The organism is Lysinibacillus sp. NPDC093692 (assembly GCF_050280125.1).
Classification (GTDB): domain Bacteria; phylum Bacillota; class Bacilli; order Bacillales_A; family Planococcaceae; genus Lysinibacillus.
Genome location: NZ_JBNNUW010000006.1, coordinates 217,824 through 242,488, shown reverse-complemented (window position 1 = coordinate 242,488; position 24,665 = coordinate 217,824). Strand labels below are relative to the sequence as shown.

The window sequence follows — 24,665 nt, the reverse complement described above, 5'->3', positions numbered from 1 at the left end:
CATCCTAACACAGCCATTTTTCAGCTCTTATCGTTGTCCCTTCACCAATAACCGAATGAATATTCATACTATCCATCAATCGATTAACGCCTGGTAAACCTGCACCTAGCCCCCCAGAAGTAGAGTAACCATCCTCCATCACTTTCCGAACATCCTCTATTCCTGGTCCTTGATCAGTTGCAATAACAATTATTTTTTTCTCTGTGTCTGACTCAAATTTTTCAATTTCAATGACACCTATCCTTGCATATAAATATATATTTCTAGCTAGTTCGCTTATAGCTGTGGTGATTCGAGCCTGATCAACAGTGTCAAATCCAAGCGCTTTTGCTTCGTCACGCCCCAGTTGTCTTGCTGCTACTATATCCCACTCAGTAATAATCTCAACCGAAGACTTAATTGTCACTGCTGTCGCTTCTCTTTCGCACAGAAAAACACTTGTTGCTGAATGAAGTTGAAATTCTATATATATTTTCTTAAACCTCTCAATACTTTTTTCAAAAATCGATGCTAATTTCAGATCTTGAATATACCTCACTCAAATCTATGAGCACCATTTTTGAAAAGCGATATCAATAAGTATTTTGGGGGAACAATACAAAAAGCATCGAGATGAAAACATCTCGATGCCGCTATACACATATGTATATCAAAATTTAACAAGCCCTAAACTAATCATCAATGCACCATCAACTTTCTCCATCAACGCATGGTCAAGTTGTGTAATACGATCTGTCAATCTTGACTTATCAATCGTCCGCACTTGCTCGAGCAGAATAACCGAGTCACGTTCAAAACCATACTTTTCAGCATTAATTTCGACGTGCGTCGGTAATTTTGCTTTCTGAATCTGTGCAGTAATAGCTGCGATGATGACAGTCGGACTAAATCGATTTCCAATATCATTTTGAATAATCAGCACCGGCCTAGTGCCCCCTTGTTCGGACCCAACTACCGGCGATAAATCTGCAAAAAAAACGTCACCACGTTTTACATTCAAAGTGTCATCCCCCGCTAACGAGACGCTCCACTGTATGTTGTGCTTCATATTCTGCGTGCAAGCATTCACTTGCAATACTCAGATTTATATGAGACATTTCAACATATCCTTTCATCATAGCTTCCCGTATTTGATTTGGTTGCTCCTGCATTAAAACTTTGCGCGACAAAATACGCGCAAAAGATTCACTCTCAATTACTTCCTTTGTTTGTAGAAACAGTCTATCCTGAACAGCAATTGTAGCTTCTCTTAACTTTTTCTCGTACACAGCAAGCACCTCCAACGGAACCATCCACTTTTCATTACTACCCATTCTACCATTGAAAGATATCGTTGAAAAGACACGAAATGACAAAATATCTGACAATTTAAAGTCCAAGTTGTAAAAATATGTAGGTTGTCGAAGGAATATGCCGACTTATTTACCTTGCAATATGTCACAAATTATGAATGGCTCATCTACTCGGTAATTTAACATATTGATTAGTAAGTAGTTATTCACTATTGTTTAGTTGCTCTGATAAAGTATTCATTTGTCCTAAAATCAATTAAGCCTCGGCATAATTGATTCCGATTTTAGCTTAGAGTTAAATGTATAATCTAGGAACCCTCGCTGTAATAATGCATGGTACTTCATAATTAATGGTTTCAAGCTTCGCTGCCCATTCATTCATTGAAATAACATCCTGTCCTTGATGACCAATGAGTGTTACTTTCTCACCTATAGCATATGCTTTTGGCAAGGCAACCATACATTGGTCCATACAAATTCGTCCGACAATCTGCATTCTTTGACCATCAATTAGTACTTCTTGTCCGCCTAATTTACGAATCACTCCGTCAGCATAGCCTATTGGGATCGTTCCAATCCACATATCCGATGGGGCCGTAAAAGTAGCGCCATAGCCTACTGAATCACCTGCTTGTAACTGTTTTACATGAACAAGCTCACTCTCAAGTGAAAACGCTGGCTGTAACGAAAATGGTAAAATACCTTCTACATAAGGCGATGGTGATAATCCATACATTGAAATACCATATCTGACAGCATCAAATTGTAAATGTGTATCTTTCACTAAGGATGTAGCTGTATTTGATGCATGAACAAGTCTAGGCTTTTCAGGCAATACTGAGACACATCTCTCAAAAAATTGCACTTGTCTATCGAAGTAAGAGGCATCTTCTTCATCTGCAGTCGCAAAATGTGTGAATATCCCATCAAGCTCTACATTTATTGTATTCATTATTGTTTGATATAGTTCCAATAATTCTTGTTCTGAACGAACGCCAATTCTGCCCATTCCACTATCTACTTTTATATGTAGTCGTAAAGGGTTTACTTCATTAGCTATGAACGGAGCAGCTTGCTGTACCCATTCACTAGCAAACGCCGTAAGAATTATGCGCTGCTTGGCAGCGGATGGCACAAACGAAATTGGAGAGGCACCTAATAATAGTATGTCCGGTTCTTCAAAATGCGCTCGAATATGTAATGCTTCATCGGGCGTTGCCACAGCAAGTATTGTTGCCCCTGCCTCGAGTGCCGCTTTTGCAACGGCTATATCTCCATGACCGTATGCATTTGCTTTTACGACAGCTATAATTTGAACATTAGGTTGAAGTAGCTTTTTCAAATTTTTTACGTTTTGTTGAATTGCTTGTAAGTCTACAATTGCTTTGGTTGGTCTAAAATACTGCTGTATCTCCATAAGAATACCCTCTTTATATTTTATTAAAACAATATGTATTGATTAAATCACTTTTGCTCTACAGTTTTACCATAAGTTATTCTATTTTAGACTAATTTTCTACATAACTTTTATCATATATGACTTAACACTTTCTAAACAGTGTTAATATTCATCAAAACTGCACTATTTTTCTTAATAAGCTACAGCTTTCCATTTAGAAAGCTGTAGCTAGAGTAATTATTTCATACTACCTATCGTCATAGAAGTGGCAACTTGCACCATTTCTTCACGAGTCAATTTACTAGATGCTACAAAGAATTCGACGCCATCCTTTTCCCAGCTAATAGATGTATCTGTAATAGCTCCAATTGTAAAGCCTAAATCTACAGGATCACCAGGCGATGATACTGGCAACATTGCAGTCTGTTTCGTAACTGGTTGTTGCATAACTGTAAATGGCTTGTCACCGTCGAATGTTAAGATAACACGTTCCATGCCACCCTCTTGCATGACTTTCTCATCCACCATCTTCGTATTGCCTAAACTTACAACAGGGTAATGTGTTTGAAACTTTGTATTTTCGGCTTCTGCACTTACTGCTTGTTCCCCATCATTTCCATCCGGATTATTATTGCTCTCTTTATCGCCTTTATCCTTTTCTTCCTTGTTATCTTTTTCTGGCGATGTAGCGTTTTCCCCTTTTGGTTCATCTTTTTCTGTAAATTGCTCAACCGCATACTCTTTAGCCGCATGCTGAACACCTAATTTAATATTTTTAAATGTGATACGAATTTGCTCTTCTTTTACATCATTCATAATTACTACAGAAGTTGGAAGCATTGTTTTCTTATCGACTGTTATAACTTGATGAGGCATACTATTTTTATAGCTATTTCTAGTAGCCGCTTCAAATATATATGCTTTGTCCTCTTCTTTCATGACTAAATTTTTATCTTGAGCTAAATCTTCTGCTAGTGCACCTATTAAATAGGCTTGACTATTTTTCTTTGGCCAATCACTTTGGAATTTATACATTTTGTTTAATGTAGGTGTAACAACAAAAACGCCATCTGCATTTCGCACTATCATTTGTGAAACGTCTTTCCCACTTTCTACAACTTCCACTCGATAGAAATCAGGTTTCGTATGCCAAACAGTTACATCATATTTTTTTGGATCCCCACCAGATTTAATCTCCATCGTCGCATTTAACTCATAACCATTGGTCTCTGCCCATTTCCCATTAACTTTCTTCAACACTTTTTCCTGTGAGTCTGTACCACATGCCGATAGAAGTAATATCGTACAAAGTAAGACGAGCCATTTAACTATTCGGTTGCCCACGCTTTCACCCTTTCCTTCTTTCAAATCCACTACGACAATATATGAACCGTATTTGTCAGTTATGTCATTTGAACATGGGCAATATATTTATCTTCACTCAGAAATTTATTTGCTTTTTAATAGCTATCACCATAGAATGGTTGATTTCTGCTCCGACTAGGCGCTTTCCTAGGGCGTCAGTCGGGACGGAAATCAACTTATAGTTTTAATAAATGTCTTCCGCAACTTTTAATAATGAGCCCTTTTACTTTATATGGTGAAAGCTTGTTTTACATTTTTTATTGTAATAATATTACTTGTGCTGCTGCGTATTGTTTTGAGTGGGTTATGCTTACAAATCCATTTACAAGCTCTCCTTTAAAATATAAAACAGGATTACCAGCTTCCCCTCTTAAAACTTCAACATCATGAAGCTTACATTCTTCACCAATACCAGTTCCTAACGCCTTCGAAAATGCTTCTTTTACAGCAAATCGTCCGGCCAAAAATTCTATTCTACGAGTTTCTGTATGTGCATCAAACAAAACTCTTTCCCTTTCAGATAAAATGCGGTCTTTAAATTTATTTGTTCTCCCCATTGCTTTAATAATGCGGTCAATTTCTACAATATCGAGACCAATTCCTTTAATCATTTGAACTTCTCCTTTTCCTATTTCTAAAAAGCCATGTATAATGATTGTAAATTGAGGTGGAGTTATGTTTAGTAGAACAGAAAATTTCAAGCAATATACAAAGTATTATCCTATTGTTTCAACATTAATAGCGGTTAATTTAATTATTTATGTAATAACTATTTTACCTGAAATAGGTGACTATGTATTGAATTACGGAGTCCAAGTGAACTTCCTTGTTCAAACAGGTGAATGGTGGCGTGTTTTTACTGCAATGTTTTTACATGCTGGTTTTTTGCACGTTTTCTTTAATATGTTTTCACTGTATTTATTCGGACCAGAGCTTGAAAAAATTGCCGGTAAGGCGCGTTTTATTACAATCTATTTATTGTCCGGTATTGTAGGCGACATGGCAACCTATCTACTATATGATAGTAGCTATGCAAGTCTCGGTGCAAGTGGAGCTGTTTTTGGAATATTTGGTGCCTTCGGAGCACTTGTCTACTACACACGCCGTACAATGCCGATGCTTCGAAAACTTATTTTACCAATCATTGTGATAAGTGTTATTATGACTTTTTTACAGTCGAATGTGAATGTCTATGCTCACTTGGGCGGTTTAGTAACAGGGTTCCTTCTTGGACTCATCTACTTACATCCAAGAAGAATTTTAAGCTGGCGTAAACAAAAGATGGCGGGTAAGTAATAGTTTCAAAGTGGAGCCATTCTCTGATGATAAGCTTTCATCGAGGATTGCTCCTTTTATTTTTACGCTAGCGTTATATTCATTTTTTTAAATTTATCCCCAAATAAAAACCGTATTAATGCTTGTCCATTTATGTTGCTAAATTCCCTTGATGATAGCCACTCCCGCAAGCTTCCCAATAGCCCCCGTTTGTAGGCCATTATTATTCACGTTTTGTTGCATCGTAGCTACATCCTCTACTTTTTCTATTACTCCCCCTTTTGTTTGATTAATTTTATTATAAACAGAACATTTGGATATTTATAGGTAAAAAAGGAACATCATCATAATTTGTCGTTAATTTCCATTTTGACTATGCACTTCTCTAAGAGCATCCGCTAAGCCGCTTGGATTAATACAATGCTTTTTGTGCGAAAGCGTAGTGTAAACGTAGTAGCACGATGTTTGTCACTCATTCATATACTGTTATTCTAATAGGTATTTGGACATCACCTTCAGAGGTAGGAATCTTCTACCGATAAGGACATCCGTTTTAATAAATGATTTATAAAAAAGGCTAATCCCACATTAATTGTGAGGACTAGCCATATTCTCGCATTCAATGTTCGTACCAAGATACTATAGTTTCAGCATCTTGCTGCTCTAAGTTTCGCACATTCCCTGTCATACCAGTCATGCCCGACATGACCGTTGCTTTTACAGACATAACATTCTTTCTTTTTTGGAAATACGTTTGAGTAGTCCCAATAGATTGAATGCGTTTTTTCTCCATAAAAAATGTAATACGACTGAACACACGATATTGCATAGTTAGTTGCTTTCCATCTATCCTATAAGCAGCTGTTTTATGTTGCCAAATCCCAATTAATATCGATAATGGAATTAACAATAGCGAAAGTAACCCGTACGGATAAAAGTAATAGCTACATGCGCCAATTATAGGTACAAGCCAAATGAAATCAATTCGGTAAAAAAAAGGACGAGCTCGATTTGGCGAATGAATAAACTCTGGTCGCCAATTTACATCCGGAAAAATCTGCTCTAACGTTCCCAAACAATCCTGCTTCTTAATAAGCGGGAACAGCGCAATTTTTTTATCATTTCCCTCTCCACCATTTCCCCCTGCACTCTCAACAACAACTGTTGCAAAGCCAAATAATTGACGCAACGGATTTTCTACAATACGAATCGCCTGAATTCGATTTAACGGTAAAGTAACTCGTTTTTTCTCCAGTAGCCCTTTTGTAATAATAAGCTTTTCATCTTCAGTTCGAACTGTATATTCATAATAATTGATCAATGTAATAATAAATGACACAAACCATGCCACAATTAGGCTGAATATCACTGTTAATACAACTATAAATACGCCAATTTTAGCAAAGTCCGCTAACTCGTCAAAGATTTTCTCATATGGGATTATATCTGAAAGCTGAGAGATAATTGCTGCTAGCCCAGACAGAACAACCCCAATTCCGCCCGAAGTTATGGCCAATATAAGTAAATCACGTATCGACATATGATAAATCGTCGGCGCTAATACTTCCTCGGTTTGCGACTGTTCATCACTCATCTGTTCATTGGTTTTGTTCTTCGTGCGACGCATTTCCAGCTCTATTGCATCCGCCGCAGCCTTTCGTATAGCCGTTAACTCTACCTCAGGCTTTCGATCCTTACTTCCCGCAGTTTCAACTTGAACCTTTACTAAGCCAAATATCCGATGAAAAATACCCTCATTGTAATTTAAGCTTTGAATCCGTTCGAATGGGATATAGCGTTTCTTTTTAACGAACAAGCCGTATTTTACACGCAATTCTCCATCTTCAAACCAATATACAAAGGTACGCCATTTAACAATGCCACTAACTAGCGCAAGTATAGCCCCTACTCCCCATATACCGAATAAGAAAGCAGTTCGCCAAAAATTATCACTATGGAAATTAAACGAGAAGTGAAAACCATTCGTTATAATAATAACAACTAACGGGAAAATCATACTTTTTAATGCTTTTGCACTTGAAATAACAGCCGATACTGGGTGTAATCGATTAACTTCCTTAGACATCATCTTCTGCCACCCTTGCTAATTCCGAAATACGTGCACGAAGTCCATCCGCCTCTTCCATTACAAGGGCAGGAATTGTATGTACAGTTGCCGCCGTTGATATTGAAATATTACCTAAACCATATTTTTTTAATATCGGTCCTTGCGTTGTATCAACATGTTGTACACGCACCATTGGGATAAGCGTACGTTTAACAACGAATAAACCATGTTGCACTTCAATCTCACTTTCACGCACCTCATAGCGCCAGCGTTCCCATCTTACTTTTGGAAATATATAAGCAGATAGAATAGCACTCAGTATAACTACAACAACTGCAATGAAATAAATAAATGATGGCCATTCAAAATAATAAGTGCCATAGCATACTAAAGCCGCTATAATCAAAAGAATTATCGTTTGCAATACACCATATAAACGCCACACTGTTAACCCTTTCCTAGAAATCTTATGAATTGGTTCTGATCTCAAAATCGATCCCTCTCTTTCCTAATATATGTATACGTAACTAATTATCTTTTTGTTTCAAAGTTTTATCAATTTTGCCTTGACGTTATCGTGCTGTCACTTCGTATTTCAATAGGGTTTGGACATCCGCTGAAAGAAGATAAAAAAACCTTACAGCCACTTTGGCTGTAAGGTTTAATCATTTTGATGAAGATAAAATTAATCTTCGTGACGACGTGGTGCACGTGAACGGCCTTGTCCACCTTCACGGCGACCTCCATCACGGCGTCCGCCTTCTCGACGATCTCCGCCGCGTCCTCCACGACGATCTCCGCCACGTCCGCCATCACGACGTCCGTTTGAGCTACGGTTACCGCCGCGTCCACGATCTCCGCCACGATTGCCAGAACGCTCACGACGCATTGGTAATGGACGTTCTTCAGTAATTGTTACTGGCGAGTCATCTGGCTCTTTTGTTAATGAACGAATTGCTGCAGCTACGACATCGGTTGCATCATGGTTTTCAAGTAATTCTGTAGCAAGTGTACGATAATCACCTAAGTCGTTGTTCGCAATAAGACCTTCAAGTGTCTCTAAAGCTAAGCGTTGTTGACCAACTAAAGCTTCGTCAGTTGTTGGTGGACGAAGTGGTGTCATACGCTTTTTCGTTGTTTCTTCTACGATACGTAAGTAACCCATTTCACGTGGCGTTACAAACGTTACCGCAAGACCTGATTTACCTGCACGGCCTGTACGACCAATACGGTGAACATAAGACTCAGGATCTTGAGGAATATCGAAGTTATAAACATGTGTTACACCAGAAATATCAAGCCCACGAGCAGCTACATCTGTTGCCACAAGAATATCAATTTTATTTTCTTTAAATTGACGTAATACTGAAATACGTTTTGCTTGGCTTAAATCACCGTGAATCCCTTCAGCAAGGTAACCACGAATTGATAACGCTTGTGCAAGCTCATCCACGCGGCGTTTTGTACGTCCAAAGATGATTGCAAGTTCTGGTTGGTGAACGTTTAATAAACGAGATAAAATATCGAACTTTTCACGCTCAGCAGACTTCACAAAATATTGATCGATGTTATCAACTGTTAATTCTTTTGCTTTAATTTTTACGATTTCTGGATCGCGCATAAATGTTTCAGCAATTTTACGAATTGCTGGTGGCATTGTTGCTGAGAACAGTAATGTTTGACGTTCAGATGGGACGTTTTCTAAGATTGAATTAATATCATCAATAAAGCCCATGTTTAACATTTCATCTGCTTCATCAAGTACTAATGTTTGAACATCTTCTAATTTTAAAGTACGACGATTGATATGATCTATAATTCGGCCAGGTGTACCAACGATAATTTGTGGTTTATTTTTTAGCGCACGAATTTGACGGCCGATTTCCTGACCACCATAAACTGATAATAATTTTACACGTTTGTCATAACCAATTTTATAAAGCTCTTCAGAAACTTGAATTGCTAATTCACGAGTTGGAGCAATTACTAATGCTTGGATGTTAGGGTTTTTTGGGTCAATTTTTTCGATAAGTGGAATCCCGAAAGCGGCAGTTTTACCTGTACCTGTTTGCGCTTGACCTAATACGTCACGACCTTCAATCGCAAAACGAATAGTACCTTCTTGGATTGGTGTTGCTTCTTCAAATCCCATACGCTTTACAGAACGTAATGTAGATTCGCTAATATTTAATTCTGAAAAATTTGTCAAACTTCTCAATCTCCTTTTTCTGCTTTTAAGTTGACAAATGGTTACATTTTCAGATGAAGTTGTCGGCAAATTCGAGCCTGTGTTGTGGAACGTTTCCGTTACTTAAAAATTCTCTCTATATGATGGTCACATAGAGCTCTCTTATATGAAAAGGAAAGCCCGGTCTTTACCGAGCGGTTTGATTCTGTCGTAATTATTCACTTTAGAATAAAACCGTTGTGTTCAAAAAAAAGTACTCTTCAATCAAATATGAAGAGTCTTCGCACAAAATGTATCCATTGCTTACACTAGTCTAACATGGGATTAACACGTATGCAACGATAACGCATGAGTCGTAATAATCTGACTACTTTAAGAACTCTTTAAAAATGACAAAACGTTAGAAAACCATTCAGAGCAATCTTCGCCATAACAAATATGGTGCTTGCCAATATCAGATAAATACAAGGTTTTTTCGTTTGAAGTTAATTGATCAAATAAAAAGCGAGCAGTATGATAGGGCACAATTCCATCTAATTTCCCTTGTACAATATACACCGGGATTTTAATATCTTTATAATACGGCTCCACCATTCGAACAAGCTTCATGAATTCTATCGTTGAGGATAGTGGCACATGATTAAACTTATGCCGGTATCGTAAAAACAGCTCATTATTAGACAAATTACGATGATATGCCTCTGTTGCTAGCATTTTAAAATCTTTGACAAGTTGCTTCGGACTCACATATTTGGCAGCAGCACTTAGTAATACGAGCTTTTTCACTTTATATCGCTTAGCTAAATAGAGCGCTATAATGCCTCCCATTGAAAATCCAACTACTATTACTTCATCTACTTTTTTGGCAAGAGCACGAAAAGCGAGCTCGGCATCCATTAACCAATGCTTAGCAGTGAAACCTCGCATTTGTAATTCTTCTCCATGTCCTGACAAGGTAGGTTCTTCAATGAGCCAATTCGTATGCGTTCGTAAATAGGTAGTAAAAGGTTCTACTTCATAAGGTCCGCCTGAAAATCCATGTATACACAACACACCTACTGACATTCTTTCACCTCTTATTGTGTAACTCATATAAGTCGATGAATGAAAGAAAGAATCGGTGAGAGAATGTCCCACCGACTCCTTGTTTCATCACTTCGTAAATGCACGTAAGATCGTTTCTAGCTTCATACCACGAGAGCCTTTTAGTAAAACGATAGACTCCTCGTTAGCTTGCTGCAGTTTTTCGATAATTGGCGTATAATCATCCTCTGCATATAACAAATGGTCCTCATCAAATCGCTCTTTTAAAACTTCATTTAAATAAGCCATCCGTGGGCCAAATAAACATACAAAGTCGATTTCTTCTGCATGAATATCCTTCGACAAATCTTCATGGAAACGCTTTTCATTTGGCCCAAGTTCAAGCATATCACCTAGCACAAGCCATTTTTCTGGGCGAATCGTTGTCGATGCAACAAATTGAATAGCTGCCTTTACAGAAGTTGGTGCAGCATTGTAAGCATCATTAATAAATAACGCCCCATTTGATCCATTCACTTGCTGCATGCGCATATCCGTAAGAGCTACTTGTTTTAAGGATGCACGAATTTGGTCATCGTTTAAACCTAGCTGTTGTGAAATTAACATTGCGACTAATGTATTTTTCACTTGGTGCTTCCCGAGAACTGAAATAAAGAAATCTCCTTCTATCACACCATGCGTAGAGAAGCTACTTCCATCAGCAGTTGCTTCAATATTATCTGCATACAATAGATTGCCATTCTCTAGGCCAAATGCCACCGCTTTTAATTGCTGCTCTTTCGCAACTAACTCTTGTAGTAGCGGTTCATCTCCATCATAAAACAGCACTCCATCTGGTTGTATTCCTTGGATTATTTCAAATTTGGCTTTAGCGATTCCTGCACGAGAGCCTAAATCTTGCATATGAGCTTCGCCAATGTTTGTAATCACTGTCATATGTGGACGAGCAAGTTTCGTTAAAAACTCAATTTCACCAAAACCACTCATACCCATTTCAAGTACAGCAACATCAGTATCTTCATCTAGCTGTAATACCGTAATAGGTAAACCTAGCTCATTATTAAAATTCCCGATTGTCTTTTGTACTTTAAAAAATGGTGTTAGCGTTCCTGCTAAAATATCTTTCGTCGATGTTTTACCATTTGAACCAGTAATGCCAATAAACTTCGCCTTATGCTCACTGCGATAGGCACGTGCCATTTGCTGAAGCGCCACTTCTGGATCATCTACAAAGAGTAATGGTACACCTTGAGGTGGATTCGGTTCATCTTTCTGCCAAAGAGAAGCTCCTGCTCCTTTTTCAATAGCCTGCAGAACGAATTTATGACCATTGGCCTTTTCACCACGAAATGGAACAAACAAGTCCCCTTGTTGAATTGTTCTAGTATCAATGGAAATTCCTGATACGACCGTGTCACCAAAAGCTGGTACTTCTTCATTTAACCATGTAGCTAACTGCTTTAATGTTTTTTTCACAATAATCCCACTCAGTCTATTTTATAGTGAAGCTGTTGTTTTTCTTCAAAACGCTCAATTGCTAGAGTAATCAGACGATCAATAAGCTCTGGGTAACTTACATTTGTATGTTGCCAAAGAAGCGGATACATACTTACAGGTGTAAAACCTGGCATTGTATTTACTTCGTTAATATAAATGCTGTTATCGGCCGTCACAAAAAAGTCCGACCGAACTAAACCGCTTCCATCAATAGCTTTGAACGCACGTTTAGCTAGCTCCTGTAAATTAGATACTGTATCCTCAGTAAGCTCTGCTGGAATAATAAGGACCGTTGAGCCATCTTTATATTTAGAGTCATAATCATAAAATTCAGTGACTGGTTTAATTTCACCAGGTACAGAAACTTCCGGGAAGTCATTTCCTAGCACAGCAAGTTCAATTTCACGAGCGATTATACCTTGTTCAATTACAATTTTACGATCATACTGTAAGGCTATTTCGATAGCCTTCACTAATTCATCGCGATTTGTTGCCTTGCTAATTCCAACACTTGACCCTAAGTTTGCAGGTTTAACAAACATCGGCCAATCCAGTTTTTCTTCGCAACGAGCAAGGATAGCCTCCTGTTCATTAGCCCATTCACTACGAATGAAATACGTATATGGAACTTGTGGTAAGCCGGCAATTTCAAATAATTGTTTCATAACTACTTTATCCATGCCAGTTGCTGATGCTAACACACCATTTCCTACATACGGTAGATTTAGAACTTCAAGTAAACCTTGGACAGTACCATCTTCACCATTAGTACCATGAAGCAATGGGAAAATTGCGTCAAATTGTACGGATTTACCATCTTTATCAATTAAAAAATCTGTAATATTATTTTCTAAAATAGTGGCATTATCACCAAATTGTAATTCTTCAATTGTACTTGCAGGTTTTTTTAGACGCTCACCGCGGCGCCACTCCCCTTCAAGGGTAATGAAAATCGGATATACTTCATACTCCTCGAAATTCAAAGCTCCCGTGACTGCACATGCTGTCGATAATGACACCTCATGCTCGGCTGACTTTCCACCGTATAATAAACCGATTCTTTTTTTCATTTTTGTGCCCTCCACATACTTCTTGAGTACTATTAGTTTATCATGAAACGTCTTTATAAATGTCATCAATTTCGCCTTGCCGTAATTGTAGCTGACGCTTTGCTTTCGCTACATAAAACATTTGTAGCTGTCGCTACGTAAAACATCAAAACAATTACTGAATGACGTTAAAAATCTCACCGTAATTTTGACGGTGAGATTTAGTGTATATTCATTCTACGTACAAATGAATAGATCAATTATGCCTAGGCATAATTGCGTCAGGAATCAGCTTTGTACTTCGGCCTGCGTGACGCAGGTCAGTTAGTCGCTGAAAGAAGTTAAATAATATAAATCAATTCATCGTGCTCATTTTTCAAAATTGTACTTTTTAAATCATCCCATACCTCATCTGGATAGGAATACTCTGACAGATTGCGAATTTCGATACCATAAGCTACTTTAGGCTTTTCAATTCTATACAATGATAACAGTGCCCCATCTTTAGTAAAAGAACGATAAGCACGCAAAAATTCCGGTGAAATAGCAGGAATACTCGATTTCACCTTCCGTCGCCAAAAACCAGTGCTACGTTCCTTTTCACGAATCAAACTGTTCAAAACATTAGCAATGAGTAAATCGAAATCACTTAAATGGCGAAAATAAATTTTAGTCATTTTCTCTAAATCTGAAGAATAATAGACAAATCGATTTTGTAATTTATTAAAAAATGGCGAAGTAATCGGTTCCTTTTTATGACTTATGTAAAGCAGCTCTCCTTGTTCCATCGGTGTTAGTTGGTCTAGCCTCTTCTCATCCATAAAGTCTATCCAACATAATTCTTTGGATTCTGTAGCTTTTTTTACAAACTGAGGTACTTCCTCTTCTGATATATAATCGAACTGTGTATGCATATTAAAGGAACCATCTTCATAGGAATGTTTCAATAACAGTAAGTGATGCAGTGGTTCAAGTGCAGCCACAAATTGCGGGAATTTAAGCCCGCTAAAAACAACAAATTTATCGACCTCATTCATATGAACATAAATATGATACATAAAATCGTCAGCTGACTTCAATTTTTTAGCCACAACCATCACCCCATTCTTCACTATATTATAAAACTAAACTTGAATTTTTTGAAACATTTTATGTTAATAATCGTCATAACAATATTCACAGGCGTAAAAGTGTTTTTTACGTTATAATATGAATGTTAAAGATGCTATTGCATATGTTTTTTAACTACTCGGAATGAGCACATTTAGAACGAATATAATTCTATTCATTTCTTACAAATATTTGAGAGGATTCATCATATATATTTGGTAGTATATTGAATCGGAATTAATTTAAATCAAATTTACTCATTAAGAGATACTATTTTGATATAGGTGGCTTGTATGGAAAATAAACGAAATTTCGCGAATCGTTTTGACTGGACGCTCGCTTTTATACTACTTTGCTTTCTAGTCATAAGTTTGTTAGCCATTTCGTCGGCGCAAACATCAGGTCAGTACGGCATTAACTATGTTCCTTTACAATTGCGATGGTACGTCATTTGCTCAGTAATTATTGGAATAGTTATGTTTTTTGAACCTGACCAATATAAAAAATTGTCTTGGTATATGTACGGTGGAGGTATCTTCTTATTAGTACTGCTTATTTTCATGCCAGAAGGACCAGGACAAATCGGTGAAAAAATTAATGGTGCAAAAAGCTGGTTTAAAACACCTCTAGGAAATATTCAACCTTCTGAGTTTATGAAAACCTTTTACATTTTAGCACTTGCTCGACTTATTAGTAAGCATCACGAAGTTTATTCTTTTAAATCCTTAAAAACGGATTTCATATTGCTAGGTAAAATCATTGCTACACTATTACTACCTTTAGCTCTTATTCTGAAGCAGCCTGACCTTGGTTCAGCCTTAGTATTCTTCGCCATTACGGCTGCTGTTGTCATTGTAGCAGGTGTATCATGGAAAATTATTTTACCAACTTTTTTAGGTGGCGCTATAGTAGGTGGTTCTTTTTTATGGATGGCACTCTATATGCAAAGTTTTTTAGAGAACACATTCGGCTTAAGACCATATCAGTTTGCTCGAATCTATTCTTGGTTAGATCCGTATTCATATTCTTCTAGTGATGGATACCATTTAATTACTTCCTTGAATGCCATTGGTTCAGGTGAGATTTTCGGTAAAGGTTACCGCGGTCGTGAAGTTTACGTTGCCGAAAATCATACCGATTTTATTTTTACAGTTATCGGAGAAGAATGGGGTTTTATTGGTGCTAGTATCGTTATTTGTTTATTCTTTTTATTAATCTATCATTTAACAAAAACTACACTATTATTGAAAGATCCATTCTCAACATATGTATGTGCTGGTATTATTGCAATGATTACATTCCACGTACTTGAAAATATCGGTATGACTGTTCAGTTATTACCTATTACAGGTATTCCCCTACCGTTTATCAGTTATGGGGGAAGTTCATTGATGGGGAACGCTCTAGCCATCGGTCTTGTTTTCAGTATGCGTTTCCACTATCGTACTTACATGTTTACCACTCACGATGATGACGATTAATTGTGAATAAAAAAATGGGTAGCCTCATTAAGAGACTACCCATTTTTATTTGTAAAACGAGTTAAGCTTGAACTTGCGGTGTTTGCGTTGGTGGTGTGAGCACTTTTAAAAGTTCAAGTCGAGACTTTGTTACAGTGGCTGTTACACCCAACTTAGATAAATTCGAAACAATCTTTTTCAAATCTACTTCTTTTGTCATACATTCCACCTCAATCTTTCCTCGAATTTATATAACGTTTTATTTCCAAAAAAGTTTCATTTTTGCAAAGCGTATGATGTCTGACGAGTTAATCTCTTTCTATCATACCATTTAAATTTGCTTTAAAATTTTTCATTTTTGTTACAATGTAAATTTTTCCTCTTTTCAAACCATTTACCACTAAATAACAAAATTCAAACGCAATAAAATAAAATACCGATATACCCTCTAGTAGTATACCCTAGAAATAATTTAATACTCTATGCGACATTCGATACAAAAAATTAAAAATGGAATGAGTCCATTTAGTTACTTACGTTAGCTCGTCATTCTTTTTTTGTGTCAATATAATTCCATTGTTAACAGTTTGTCATTTTTTATACAGTGTTCAGCCTCTTTTCTCTACTGCACTCGCTCCTATTTTACAGCTGCCCTTAAGAAGTTGCCCAGCCTTCGCTATATAAAACCTTAGTATACACGTTAACAAAATATCCCCCCCTACTTTAGTAATGATCAAAGAAGTATTTAAGCTGTTTTATTCTTCCGCCTTCTTGTAATAACAATAATAAGAGAGGTAGAATATACATACTAAAATATTGTATGAAAGCAGGGGACTGTATGAAAAAGGCAATTTTATTATTAATGTCTGTCCAATTCCTCGTCTACCTTGGGTTTGGAATTATTATACCTGTCTTACCTGAGGTTATAGTTCAGCAAAGTTGGGATAATATACATGTAGGTGGCTTACTTACAGTGTATTCGCTCGCCAGTTTTTTCACTGCTCCTCTTTGGGGTATGCTGTCCGATAAGGTAGGTCGTAAGCAACTTATATTAATAGGTCTTGTAGGTTTTAGCTTAAGCTTTGTTATTTTTTCATTATTTATTAATAATTTAGTAATGTTATACATCTCACGCGTTGTTGGTGGTTTGTTCTCAGGAGCACTATATACAGCTGTAACAGGCTTTGTAGGAGATATGTCGAGTGAGGAGGATCGCAATAAATATATGGGTCTCATGGGCATGTCCATCGGGCTCGGTTTTATTTTTGGTCCAGCAATAGGTGGTATACTCGGACACTATAGCTTGCAACTACCCTTTATCGCTTCAGCAACACTAATTGCACTATTATTTATTTATGCAAGTTTCGTTTTAAAAGAACCTATAAAACGAAAAGATACAAATAAACGTGCCATTGTGCCAAAGGGTGCTACAAAAATGTTGCAGTACCGTGTACGTTATTTATTTATGTTCTCATTTTTAGTGACTTTTATGCTGGCAGGAGTGGAAGCGACTTTCCAGTTGTTCCAAATTGATCGAATTCAAATTACACCATTACAAATTGGTTATTTGTTCATGTTTAGTGGCTTTGTAGATGCAGCTATTCAAGGCGGTGTGGTTAGACGAATTAAAAACGGAAGCGAGACAAATTGGCTAATAGGTGCACAAATTGTCACAGCAATGGGTATGCTTTTATTCACTTTAACAGCTAACTTATTTATGGCCGGTTTAGCCCTCTGTGTTTTCACAGCAGGAAATGCACTCGCAAGAACATGTGTTGTATCTCTTTCAACTAAAGAATCTGGTGGTCAATACGGCACTGCCGCAGGTCTTTCCTATTCGATGGATAACCTAGGGCGCATTCTAGGTCCACTATTCTTCACTTGGCTATTTACTATGCATTCTAGTTTAGGCTATTATACTTCAGCAGCAATAGCCGTCGTTTCAATAAGTTTAATATTTATTTTTAAAGCATCAAATAAATCTTTACGACTTGAATAATTTGTTGATAAAAAGCCGTAACTTAATAGTAATTCAAAGCGTGGAAAACACATCAAGGAATATTGGAGCGGACTATCGGAGGGCTCTGCATGAACAAAATAACAAATTTTTTTCTTCCAAAAGAGCTAGAATCGTTTCGTTTTGAAATTGAAGAAACACTGATTTCAGCAATGATTATCACACCCTATAAGCGATCAACTACATTAACGGAAAGTAAATTTGCTGGAGAACCTTATTTACCATATTACCAGACGTATCCGAAAGATATTGCAGGTGAGCCTATGCGGCTATTAGCTCAAATTAACTTTGCAGAAATGCCACCTCTAAAGGATTTCCCATCTCAGGGTATTCTGCAATTTTTTATTTCATCTAATATTTTCGTGAATGCTGATCATTATCACGAAGATATTTTTCAGCAATTTTATAAAATACGTTTTTATCCTACCGTAAATTTTGAAGCAATACCCCCTAGTCAGGAGTTTTTAGCACAAGCAGCAGACGATCAGTTCCCTATTCGTCAGGAATTAGCATTACAATTTCAACCGATTCAAGAACCTGTTTCTGCTTTAGATTATCGAGCTTTACATTATTTACCTGACTTAATTCCTTCATCAGAAGATGTTGATTTACGGGAAATTTATTTACAACACTTCTTAGGGGCTGGAGCTAAAATTGGCGGTTACGCCTATTTTATAGAGGAAGATATCCGTCACGAATCACAGCTTCTTAAACGATATGATGTATTGTTACTCCAAATCGACTCTAATGATGAAATCGGTATTATGTGGGCAGATAGTGGTGTTGGAAAATTCTTCATTAACCAAGAAAAGCTCCTCCAAAAGGATTTCTCTGATATTTTATTTCAATGGGAGCATTACTAATCAGTTATCTTCATGCAGCAACAATTGTTTTTCTGTGCGAAAGCGTAGCGACAGCTACAATGTTTTTTCTGTGCGAAAGCAACGATACAAAACTATTTCAATACAATAAGGCAAAATGGATTTTGGATTACCTCGTTCTTATTTGGAGGTAATCCTTTTCCATGCTTACTAACCAAATTTCATCTCTTCTTTCCACTTATAAAGTAAGTTATACTAAGTGTATTGCACAAATATAGTAAAGGCAGGTGTAGGAATGAGTATTTTTACCGATGTTGGATATCTAGTACCTTTAATTATGTTTGTTAATATTTTGGCAGCAATGGTCATAATTTTTTTAGAGCGTAAAGATGCCACTTCTACATGGGCATGGATTCTCGTACTGTTTTTCATTCCATTAGGTGGGTTTATTTTATACTTGATGTTCGGGCGACAACTACGAAAAAAACATTTATTCCGTTGGGAAGGACGCAAGGATATCGGTATCGATAACCTCATTAGCTATCAGACAGAAGCGATTCGAGATAATACGTTCGAGTTTCGGATCGAAAATGCGGAAAATTATAAAGAAATGATTTACATGCATCTTAAAACAAATAATGCTGTATTAACGCAGGATAACCACATTGATATTTTTGAGGATGGCGCAAACAAATTTGAGCAGTTACTTGCAGATATTGATGCAGCAAAAGATCATATTCACATTCAATATTACATTTTCCGTTTAGATGACCTAGGTACACGCATTGTTAATGCACTTATTAAAAAGGCAAAGCAAGGAGTTAAGGTAAGAATCTTATATGATGAAATGGGCTCACGCAATGTTAAAAAACGCCATTTCAAAGAATTGCTTGCTGCAGGTGGAGAAGTCGAAGTATTTTTCCCATCCATTTTGCCACTTATAAACCCTCGTTTAAATTTTAGAAATCACCGAAAAATTGTTGTGATTGATGGTCGTATTGGTTATATTGGTGGTTTTAATGTTGGAGATGAGTACCTCGGTCTACAAAAAAAGTTTGGCTATTGGAGAGATACACATTTACGTATTGAAGGTAGTTCCGTCCATCCATTACAAACTCGCTTTTTACTTGATTGGAACCAAGCTTCTGCACAACAGAAAATGGGCTATTCAGATCGTTACTTCCCTGCTATTCCGAAAAAAGGCAATGTGGGCTTACAAATCGTGTCTAGTGGACCTGACTCTGACTGGGAACATATTAAAATAGGCTACTTAAAGCTTATTAATATGGCGAAAAAGTATATATATATCCAAACGCCATATTTCATCCCTGATGTTAGTTTTTTAGAGGCTATTAAAATTGCGACACTTTCAGGCATTGATGTAAGGATCATGATTCCAAATAAGCCTGATCATATGTTTGTTTATTGGGCTACATATTCATACGTAGGACAATTATTGCGTGCAGGAGCAAAAGTTTATATTTATGAAAAGGGCTTTATTCATGCTAAAGCAATTATTATTGACGATGAAGCATCTACTATCGGTACTGCAAACCTTGATGTACGCAGTTTCAGTTTGAATTTCGAAGTAAATGCCTTCATTTATGACTCAACGATTTCACATCAGCTTGCTGAGCTGTTTGAAAAGGATATTTTTGATTGCACTGAATTAACTTGGGAAATGTACCAAAATCGTTCCGCGTTAATTAAATTTAAAGAATCCATTTCACGCTTATTAACACCGATCTTGTAGAATGTAGAAAAGGAAGAGAGCTAGTTCGTATCATTACGAACAACTCTCTTCCCTTTTTTATTTCACACCTAGATATTCTTCTAGCGTTATATTTTGTTTTTTTATGTCTTTTGCTATGTCTACACCCACATAACGGTAGTGCCATGACTCATACATATAACCTGTGATGTCCTCTTTATTTTGGGGGAATCGTAAAATAAAACCATAGTCTTGAGCATGTGTAAATAACCATTGGCCTGCTGGTGTTTCACCGAATTCTTCAGTTAACCATAATTTATCTTTACCTACTTCCCCTATATCAAAAGCCAAACCGGTCTGATGTTCTGAATAACCAGGGCGAGCACTATAGCGATCAGCGGCAGCTTGCCCATCACGGTTTACATAGTTATTATATAATGTTGTTTGATATTCAAAAGATCGATAGCCACTAAAAGCTACTAAATCAAAACCTTGTTGTTTTGCAGCAGTAAGCATTTTATTTAGAGCTTGACGAGCCTCTGGACTTTCTTCAGGCGCAAAGGTAGATGGTAGCGGATATATTTTATTCGCTAATAAAATACCTTTAATATATGTCGGCTCAGTTGGTAATGTTTGATTTGGTATATAGCCATTTTCATCTACCTTCTGCTCAGGCTTCACCGGATTATCCGCTGTATTTTTCGGCTCTTCTTTTACAGGTGAATCTTTTTTAGTTGGTTCTGCTGCTTGTTGTTCATTTTCATCTGATGCATTACTTATCTGTTTATTTTTATAGTTATAAACTACGAAAATAGATGCGATAAGCGCCATCGAGATTAAAGCACCCAGGATGAGTGGAAAACGTTTCTTTTTCACTATTTTTTTACCCCTTTTAAAGTTATCCAGTACCACATGGTAGTATTCTCTTTCAAAGAATTTAGAAAGAACAGTCCTAGTAAGTACCGATACTATTTTGTACTATATTGGTATAGTCTCATTTTAGCACTGTTCACAATTTAGGGTGTAGATTTTCACCAATGATTTTCAAACTTCTTTCAGAGGGTGCCAAAACACCTGTACCTGTCGCTACTCTTTCGATACAAAAAACATTTGCTGAAAGAAGTTAAAGCCTCCGGCCGATCCCAGACACATTTATGCCGAGGCATAATTGATAAATTAGTCAGTGAGAATAATAATAAACACTACTATAGAAGCAATTGAGAAAAAGATTGCCATGTACTTCATCCATTTTGCTTCTTTTATATAACCTTGCTCTTTAAAACTTTTTGCTCTAAATCCATTCGATACGGCAAACATAATAGTCATTGCAAATACCGCAAAGTTAAAATTACCTAGGATAATAAATACGATAGCCGCGATACTAAAAATCGCGACTAGAATAGATGATAGCCACTTTGTATTCATCTTACTGTCCTCCTAAAAAAATCGAGGCTACATAGGCGCCTCGACAAATAATTTTATGAGTTTACTTTTTCCGGATGTTCCGAATAAAATTTTCGACCGATATATGTTTGAATAATCAATAATGCACCGCTGACCGACCAGTAAAGTGGTAGGGCTGCCATAGATGACATTGAGATAAAGACAATCATAATTGGTGAAATATAAATAAACATTTTCATTTGTGCTTTTTGTTGCTCTGGTACTGTCCATAATGATACACGTGCTTGAACTAAATAAACAATACCTGCGACAATTGTCATAGCGATATCAGGTGAACCTAAGCTAAACCATAAAAATTCATGTGTTTTCACATCTGTAGAATATAAGATAGAGAAATAAAGACCCATGATAATAGGCATTTGAATTAACATTGGTAAACAGCCCATGTTAAGTGGATTGATGCCATGTTTTTGATATAATGCCATCATTTCTTGCTGATGCTGCATTTGCTCTTCTTTTGTCTTAGCTTCCTTCATCTTTTTCTGAACAACTTCCATTTCAGGCTTAAACGCATCCATTTTCGTTTTCATCTTTTGTTGCTGACGGTAATTCTTTAACATAATCGGCATTAAAACTAAACGAATAAGAACCGTAATAGCGATAATCGCTAAACCATAGCTACCTGAAAAAATAGTGTTACCGAAAAATTCCAATAAAAATTCCATAGGTTTTACAAAGATACTATAGAAAAAACCTTCTTTGTTTTGCACAGCTTGACAGCCACTAAGAACAAAAACGGCAAGTCCAAGCATTGTAAACAGCTTCAAATTCCTCATTTTTTTCCACCTACTATTATTTATCAACTAAAATGAAGTATACATTATTGGGTCCATTATTATCAAATAGCAAGCATAAAAAAGATGCGAGCTTTAGCATCGCTAATACGTCCGCATCTATTTATTAATCTTTTTATGACTTTAAACGTTTTGAAGCTCTGATTCCGCCATCTCAAAACGATAAAACTCATGGTGTAGCTCGTCTCGGAAATGTTTAGGCGTTACCCCAGTATATTTTTTAAAGATGCGGGTAAAATAGCTTTGATTACAGAAATGGAATTGATCCGAAATAGAAGTTATACTTTTATTAGTGTGTCTAAGGTAGTACTGTGATTCCTCTACTCGACGAACATTTAGATATTCAACAAGTGTAATACCAACATGTTCTCTAAATATACGTGATAAGTGACTCGTACTTATATGAAAATTATTTGCGATGCTTTCCACTGTTAAGTCATTTTCCAATTCATCATTTATATACATTATTACTTTATTAACGGTCTGGTGACGAAAAGTCGGTTGCTTGCGATCTGCGATGAAGTAGACAAAAAAATCAATTAAATCATCAGCGAATTGTAAAAATTCTGCGTCTTTCATTTGATTTTCAATCATATCATTACAAGCAATGTTAAAAGCAAAAGCTTTTTTCGAAGGAACTTGATTGTCTAGCAATTTACGTGCAACAATTGACGACAAAACAGAAAAATAACTTCGAACAATTTTAATGACTTGTTTGCCAAAACGTATGGAAAGAATATCAATTAATTTATGCAAAGATTTCTTAGCCTTCGCAGATTCTAAATGGTAAATTTCAAATACTAATTTCGACTCAATATTAAAAAATTCTTCTACACCGATGTATTGGTTAATACTATCGATTTCCTGAAAGTATCTTTTGGATATCGTTTCTGACATAGAATGTTGATGTAATTGCATAATCTTCCCCATCTTTCCTCAGATTGCACGAATTGCTGTTACAATTCTTGACACCAATCTACTTATTTCAAAATAAGAAAATAGTATTTCCTTATCAATTGTACGAATTGAGTCATATTTCATATATTATATAATAAAAATAACCCAACTATACCATCAGTCACAAAAAAAAATAGACTATACAGTGAATTTTACCATATTCTGCGATTTCCTTTCAACCACATTTTGTCTTTCACTCTAGTTCTAATTTATCATATATGCATAGTAGAAACCTCGTAAACTTATGTCGCACAATTAAATTTTACCATATATATATCAAACTGAATTAGTAATTTTTTAAAATTTGTTACAAATTATGTAATGTTGTTTTACACCTAAATTTTTCATCAATCGACATTTCTCTTTTTTATTCCGAAATCTTCTCTATATAATTTATATGAATATGTAGTAAAATAGATGATAATACTATTTTTAAAAGTTTAGACGAGGTGTTAATAGTGGATCCAAAACAAATAGAAGAAATTATGGAGATTATTAAAGAGTTCTTTCCCGAGAATACTTCTATCGCAATCTCCGATACAAACGAATACTTGTACTACCAAGCAAGCAAAAAAGTGGATTTAAAGATCAAGCCTGGCGACCCAATTAAAGAAGGTTCAGCAGCTCATAAAGCGCTAAACTACGGACAAAAGATTAGCTCTTACATTGAGCCTGATGTATTTGGAGTAGCATATTACGGCATGAGTATTCCTTTAATGGAGGAAGGCGAAACTAAGGGTGCTATCACTGCAATCTTCCCACAAAAGCCATCAGCATTTTTAACGAACTACATTACTATTAAAATCGATGACTGCTGGTACCCAATCAAACATGATCAAGTTATTTATCTTGAAACACAGCTTCGAAAAACATTTGTTAAGACGATGAGTCGTGAAGGCTACCACCGCTTGAACCTAAGTGATCTTGAGCTATTTTTAGCACCTGACTCATTTATACGTTGTCACCGCTCTTATATCGTTAACATTGACTACATTGATGAAATTCAACCAGATTCTCATTCAACGTTTTTATTAATTATGAAAGACGGTACTCGTATTCCAGTTAGCCAACGCTACGCAAGTTACTTCCGTCGTTCTTTAGGTTTCTAATTTTTTATAAGTACAGCGAGCATTTTAATTGTTCGCTGTACTTTT

Annotated in this window: 24 protein-coding genes; 6 read left to right on the top strand and 18 right to left on the bottom strand. The window is 36.4% G+C overall.

The genetic code is table 11. From position 1 onward, the window contains the following. Window positions 1-4: 4 nt before the first annotated feature. The 6 genes from ACQKN4_RS09370 to acpS all read right to left on the bottom strand — a co-directional run bounded on the left by ACQKN4_RS09370 (window position 5) and on the right by acpS (window position 4,667). Window positions 5-406, bottom strand: a complete 402-nt coding sequence (locus ACQKN4_RS09370; RefSeq protein ID WP_079562542.1) for an anti-sigma regulatory factor — start codon at window positions 404-406, stop codon at window positions 5-7. Between the two features lie 243 nt (window positions 407-649). Then, a complete protein-coding gene (locus tag ACQKN4_RS09365; RefSeq protein ID WP_049663446.1) occupies window positions 650-1,000 on the bottom strand; it encodes a type II toxin-antitoxin system PemK/MazF family toxin in 351 nt (116 codons plus the stop codon). A 4-nt stretch (window positions 1,001-1,004) separates the two neighbouring features. Next, a complete protein-coding gene (locus tag ACQKN4_RS09360; RefSeq protein ID WP_049663444.1) occupies window positions 1,005-1,268 on the bottom strand; it encodes a hypothetical protein in 264 nt (87 codons plus the stop codon). A 319-nt stretch (window positions 1,269-1,587) separates the two neighbouring features. Continuing rightward, window positions 1,588-2,709, bottom strand: a complete 1,122-nt coding sequence (gene alr, locus ACQKN4_RS09355; protein WP_427483491.1) for an alanine racemase — start codon at window positions 2,707-2,709, stop codon at window positions 1,588-1,590. A 219-nt stretch (window positions 2,710-2,928) separates the two neighbouring features. Continuing rightward, window positions 2,929-4,035 (bottom strand): LolA family protein, encoded by a 1,107-nt coding sequence (locus ACQKN4_RS09350; RefSeq protein ID WP_079562540.1) that lies wholly within the window; start codon window positions 4,033-4,035, stop codon window positions 2,929-2,931. Window positions 4,036-4,313: 278 nt separating this feature from the next. After that, a complete protein-coding gene (acpS, locus tag ACQKN4_RS09345; RefSeq protein WP_079562539.1) occupies window positions 4,314-4,667 on the bottom strand; it encodes a holo-ACP synthase in 354 nt (117 codons plus the stop codon). 64 nt (window positions 4,668-4,731) lie between these two features. On the opposite strand from acpS, the gene ACQKN4_RS09340 reads away from it, so the two are divergent. Then, window positions 4,732-5,352 carry a rhomboid family intramembrane serine protease gene (locus tag ACQKN4_RS09340; RefSeq protein WP_079562538.1) on the top strand — a complete coding sequence of 207 codons (621 nt, stop codon included), beginning with the start codon at window positions 4,732-4,734 and terminating at the stop codon, window positions 5,350-5,352. 598 nt (window positions 5,353-5,950) lie between these two features. Here ACQKN4_RS09340 and ACQKN4_RS09335 read toward each other — a convergent pair. The 7 genes from ACQKN4_RS09335 to ACQKN4_RS09305 form a co-directional block, all read right to left on the bottom strand. Then, window positions 5,951-7,417: a PH domain-containing protein gene (locus tag ACQKN4_RS09335; RefSeq protein WP_079562537.1), complete on the bottom strand. Its 1,467-nt coding sequence runs from the start codon at window positions 7,415-7,417 to the stop codon at window positions 5,951-5,953. After that, the gene (locus ACQKN4_RS09330) at window positions 7,410-7,889 is read right to left on the bottom strand and encodes a PH domain-containing protein (RefSeq protein ID WP_079562536.1); all 480 of its coding nucleotides are present in this window, start codon (window positions 7,887-7,889) and stop codon (window positions 7,410-7,412) included. The genes ACQKN4_RS09335 and ACQKN4_RS09330 overlap by 8 nt, the downstream gene beginning before the upstream one ends. Window positions 7,890-8,084: 195 nt before the next feature. Continuing rightward, a complete protein-coding gene (locus ACQKN4_RS09325) occupies window positions 8,085-9,608 on the bottom strand; it encodes a DEAD/DEAH box helicase (protein WP_079562535.1) in 1,524 nt (507 codons plus the stop codon). A gap of 351 nt (window positions 9,609-9,959) precedes the next feature. Continuing rightward, window positions 9,960-10,652, bottom strand: coding sequence for an alpha/beta hydrolase (locus tag ACQKN4_RS09320; RefSeq protein ID WP_079562534.1), 693 nt, complete (start codon window positions 10,650-10,652; stop codon window positions 9,960-9,962). A gap of 87 nt (window positions 10,653-10,739) precedes the next feature. Further along, window positions 10,740-12,107, bottom strand: a complete 1,368-nt coding sequence (locus ACQKN4_RS09315) for a UDP-N-acetylmuramoyl-tripeptide--D-alanyl-D-alanine ligase (protein ID WP_079562533.1) — start codon at window positions 12,105-12,107, stop codon at window positions 10,740-10,742. A gap of 11 nt (window positions 12,108-12,118) precedes the next feature. After that, on the bottom strand, window positions 12,119-13,198 hold the full coding sequence (locus tag ACQKN4_RS09310; RefSeq protein WP_427483489.1) for a D-alanine--D-alanine ligase: 1,080 nt from the start codon (window positions 13,196-13,198) through the stop codon (window positions 12,119-12,121). A 320-nt stretch (window positions 13,199-13,518) separates the two neighbouring features. Continuing rightward, window positions 13,519-14,274 carry a hypothetical protein gene (locus ACQKN4_RS09305; protein ID WP_079562531.1) on the bottom strand — a complete coding sequence of 252 codons (756 nt, stop codon included), beginning with the start codon at window positions 14,272-14,274 and terminating at the stop codon, window positions 13,519-13,521. Window positions 14,275-14,580: 306 nt separating this feature from the next. On the opposite strand from ACQKN4_RS09305, the gene ACQKN4_RS09300 reads away from it, so the two are divergent. After that, entirely contained in the window at window positions 14,581-15,768 is a 1,188-nt protein-coding gene (locus ACQKN4_RS09300) for an FtsW/RodA/SpoVE family cell cycle protein (RefSeq protein WP_079562530.1), read from the top strand. Window positions 15,769-15,829: 61 nt separating this feature from the next. Here ACQKN4_RS09300 and ACQKN4_RS09295 read toward each other — a convergent pair whose 3' ends face one another. Then, window positions 15,830-15,967 carry an Lmo0850 family protein gene (locus ACQKN4_RS09295; protein WP_004232019.1) on the bottom strand — a complete coding sequence of 46 codons (138 nt, stop codon included), beginning with the start codon at window positions 15,965-15,967 and terminating at the stop codon, window positions 15,830-15,832. Window positions 15,968-16,585: 618 nt separating this feature from the next. Here ACQKN4_RS09295 and ACQKN4_RS09290 point away from each other — a divergent pair. The 3 genes from ACQKN4_RS09290 (at window position 16,586) to cls (ending at window position 20,338) form a co-directional block, all read left to right on the top strand. Next, complete coding sequence (locus ACQKN4_RS09290; protein WP_427483487.1) at window positions 16,586-17,746, top strand: MFS transporter; 1,161 nt, start codon at window positions 16,586-16,588, stop codon at window positions 17,744-17,746. An 89-nt stretch (window positions 17,747-17,835) separates the two neighbouring features. Beyond that, a complete protein-coding gene (locus ACQKN4_RS09285) occupies window positions 17,836-18,627 on the top strand; it encodes a YwqG family protein (protein WP_427483485.1) in 792 nt (263 codons plus the stop codon). A gap of 253 nt (window positions 18,628-18,880) precedes the next feature. After that, entirely contained in the window at window positions 18,881-20,338 is a 1,458-nt protein-coding gene (gene cls / locus ACQKN4_RS09280) for a cardiolipin synthase (protein ID WP_427483483.1), read from the top strand. Between the two features lie 57 nt (window positions 20,339-20,395). Here the strand turns inward: cls and ACQKN4_RS09275 are convergent, their stop codons facing one another. The 4 genes from ACQKN4_RS09275 to ACQKN4_RS09260 form a co-directional block, all read right to left on the bottom strand. Then, window positions 20,396-21,172, bottom strand: coding sequence for a M15 family metallopeptidase (locus tag ACQKN4_RS09275; RefSeq protein WP_427483481.1), 777 nt, complete (start codon window positions 21,170-21,172; stop codon window positions 20,396-20,398). Between the two features lie 300 nt (window positions 21,173-21,472). After that, entirely contained in the window at window positions 21,473-21,721 is a 249-nt protein-coding gene (locus tag ACQKN4_RS09270) for a hypothetical protein (RefSeq protein ID WP_079562525.1), read from the bottom strand. A 53-nt stretch (window positions 21,722-21,774) separates the two neighbouring features. Continuing rightward, complete coding sequence (yidC, locus tag ACQKN4_RS09265) at window positions 21,775-22,536, bottom strand: membrane protein insertase YidC (RefSeq protein ID WP_079562524.1); 762 nt, start codon at window positions 22,534-22,536, stop codon at window positions 21,775-21,777. Between the two features lie 141 nt (window positions 22,537-22,677). After that, window positions 22,678-23,472 carry a helix-turn-helix transcriptional regulator gene (locus tag ACQKN4_RS09260; RefSeq protein ID WP_079562523.1) on the bottom strand — a complete coding sequence of 265 codons (795 nt, stop codon included), beginning with the start codon at window positions 23,470-23,472 and terminating at the stop codon, window positions 22,678-22,680. A gap of 497 nt (window positions 23,473-23,969) precedes the next feature. Here ACQKN4_RS09260 and ACQKN4_RS09255 point away from each other — a divergent pair, with 497 nt between their 5' ends. Further along, window positions 23,970-24,620: a LytTR family DNA-binding domain-containing protein gene (locus tag ACQKN4_RS09255; RefSeq protein WP_049663393.1), complete on the top strand. Its 651-nt coding sequence runs from the start codon at window positions 23,970-23,972 to the stop codon at window positions 24,618-24,620. Window positions 24,621-24,665 lie beyond the last annotated feature (45 nt).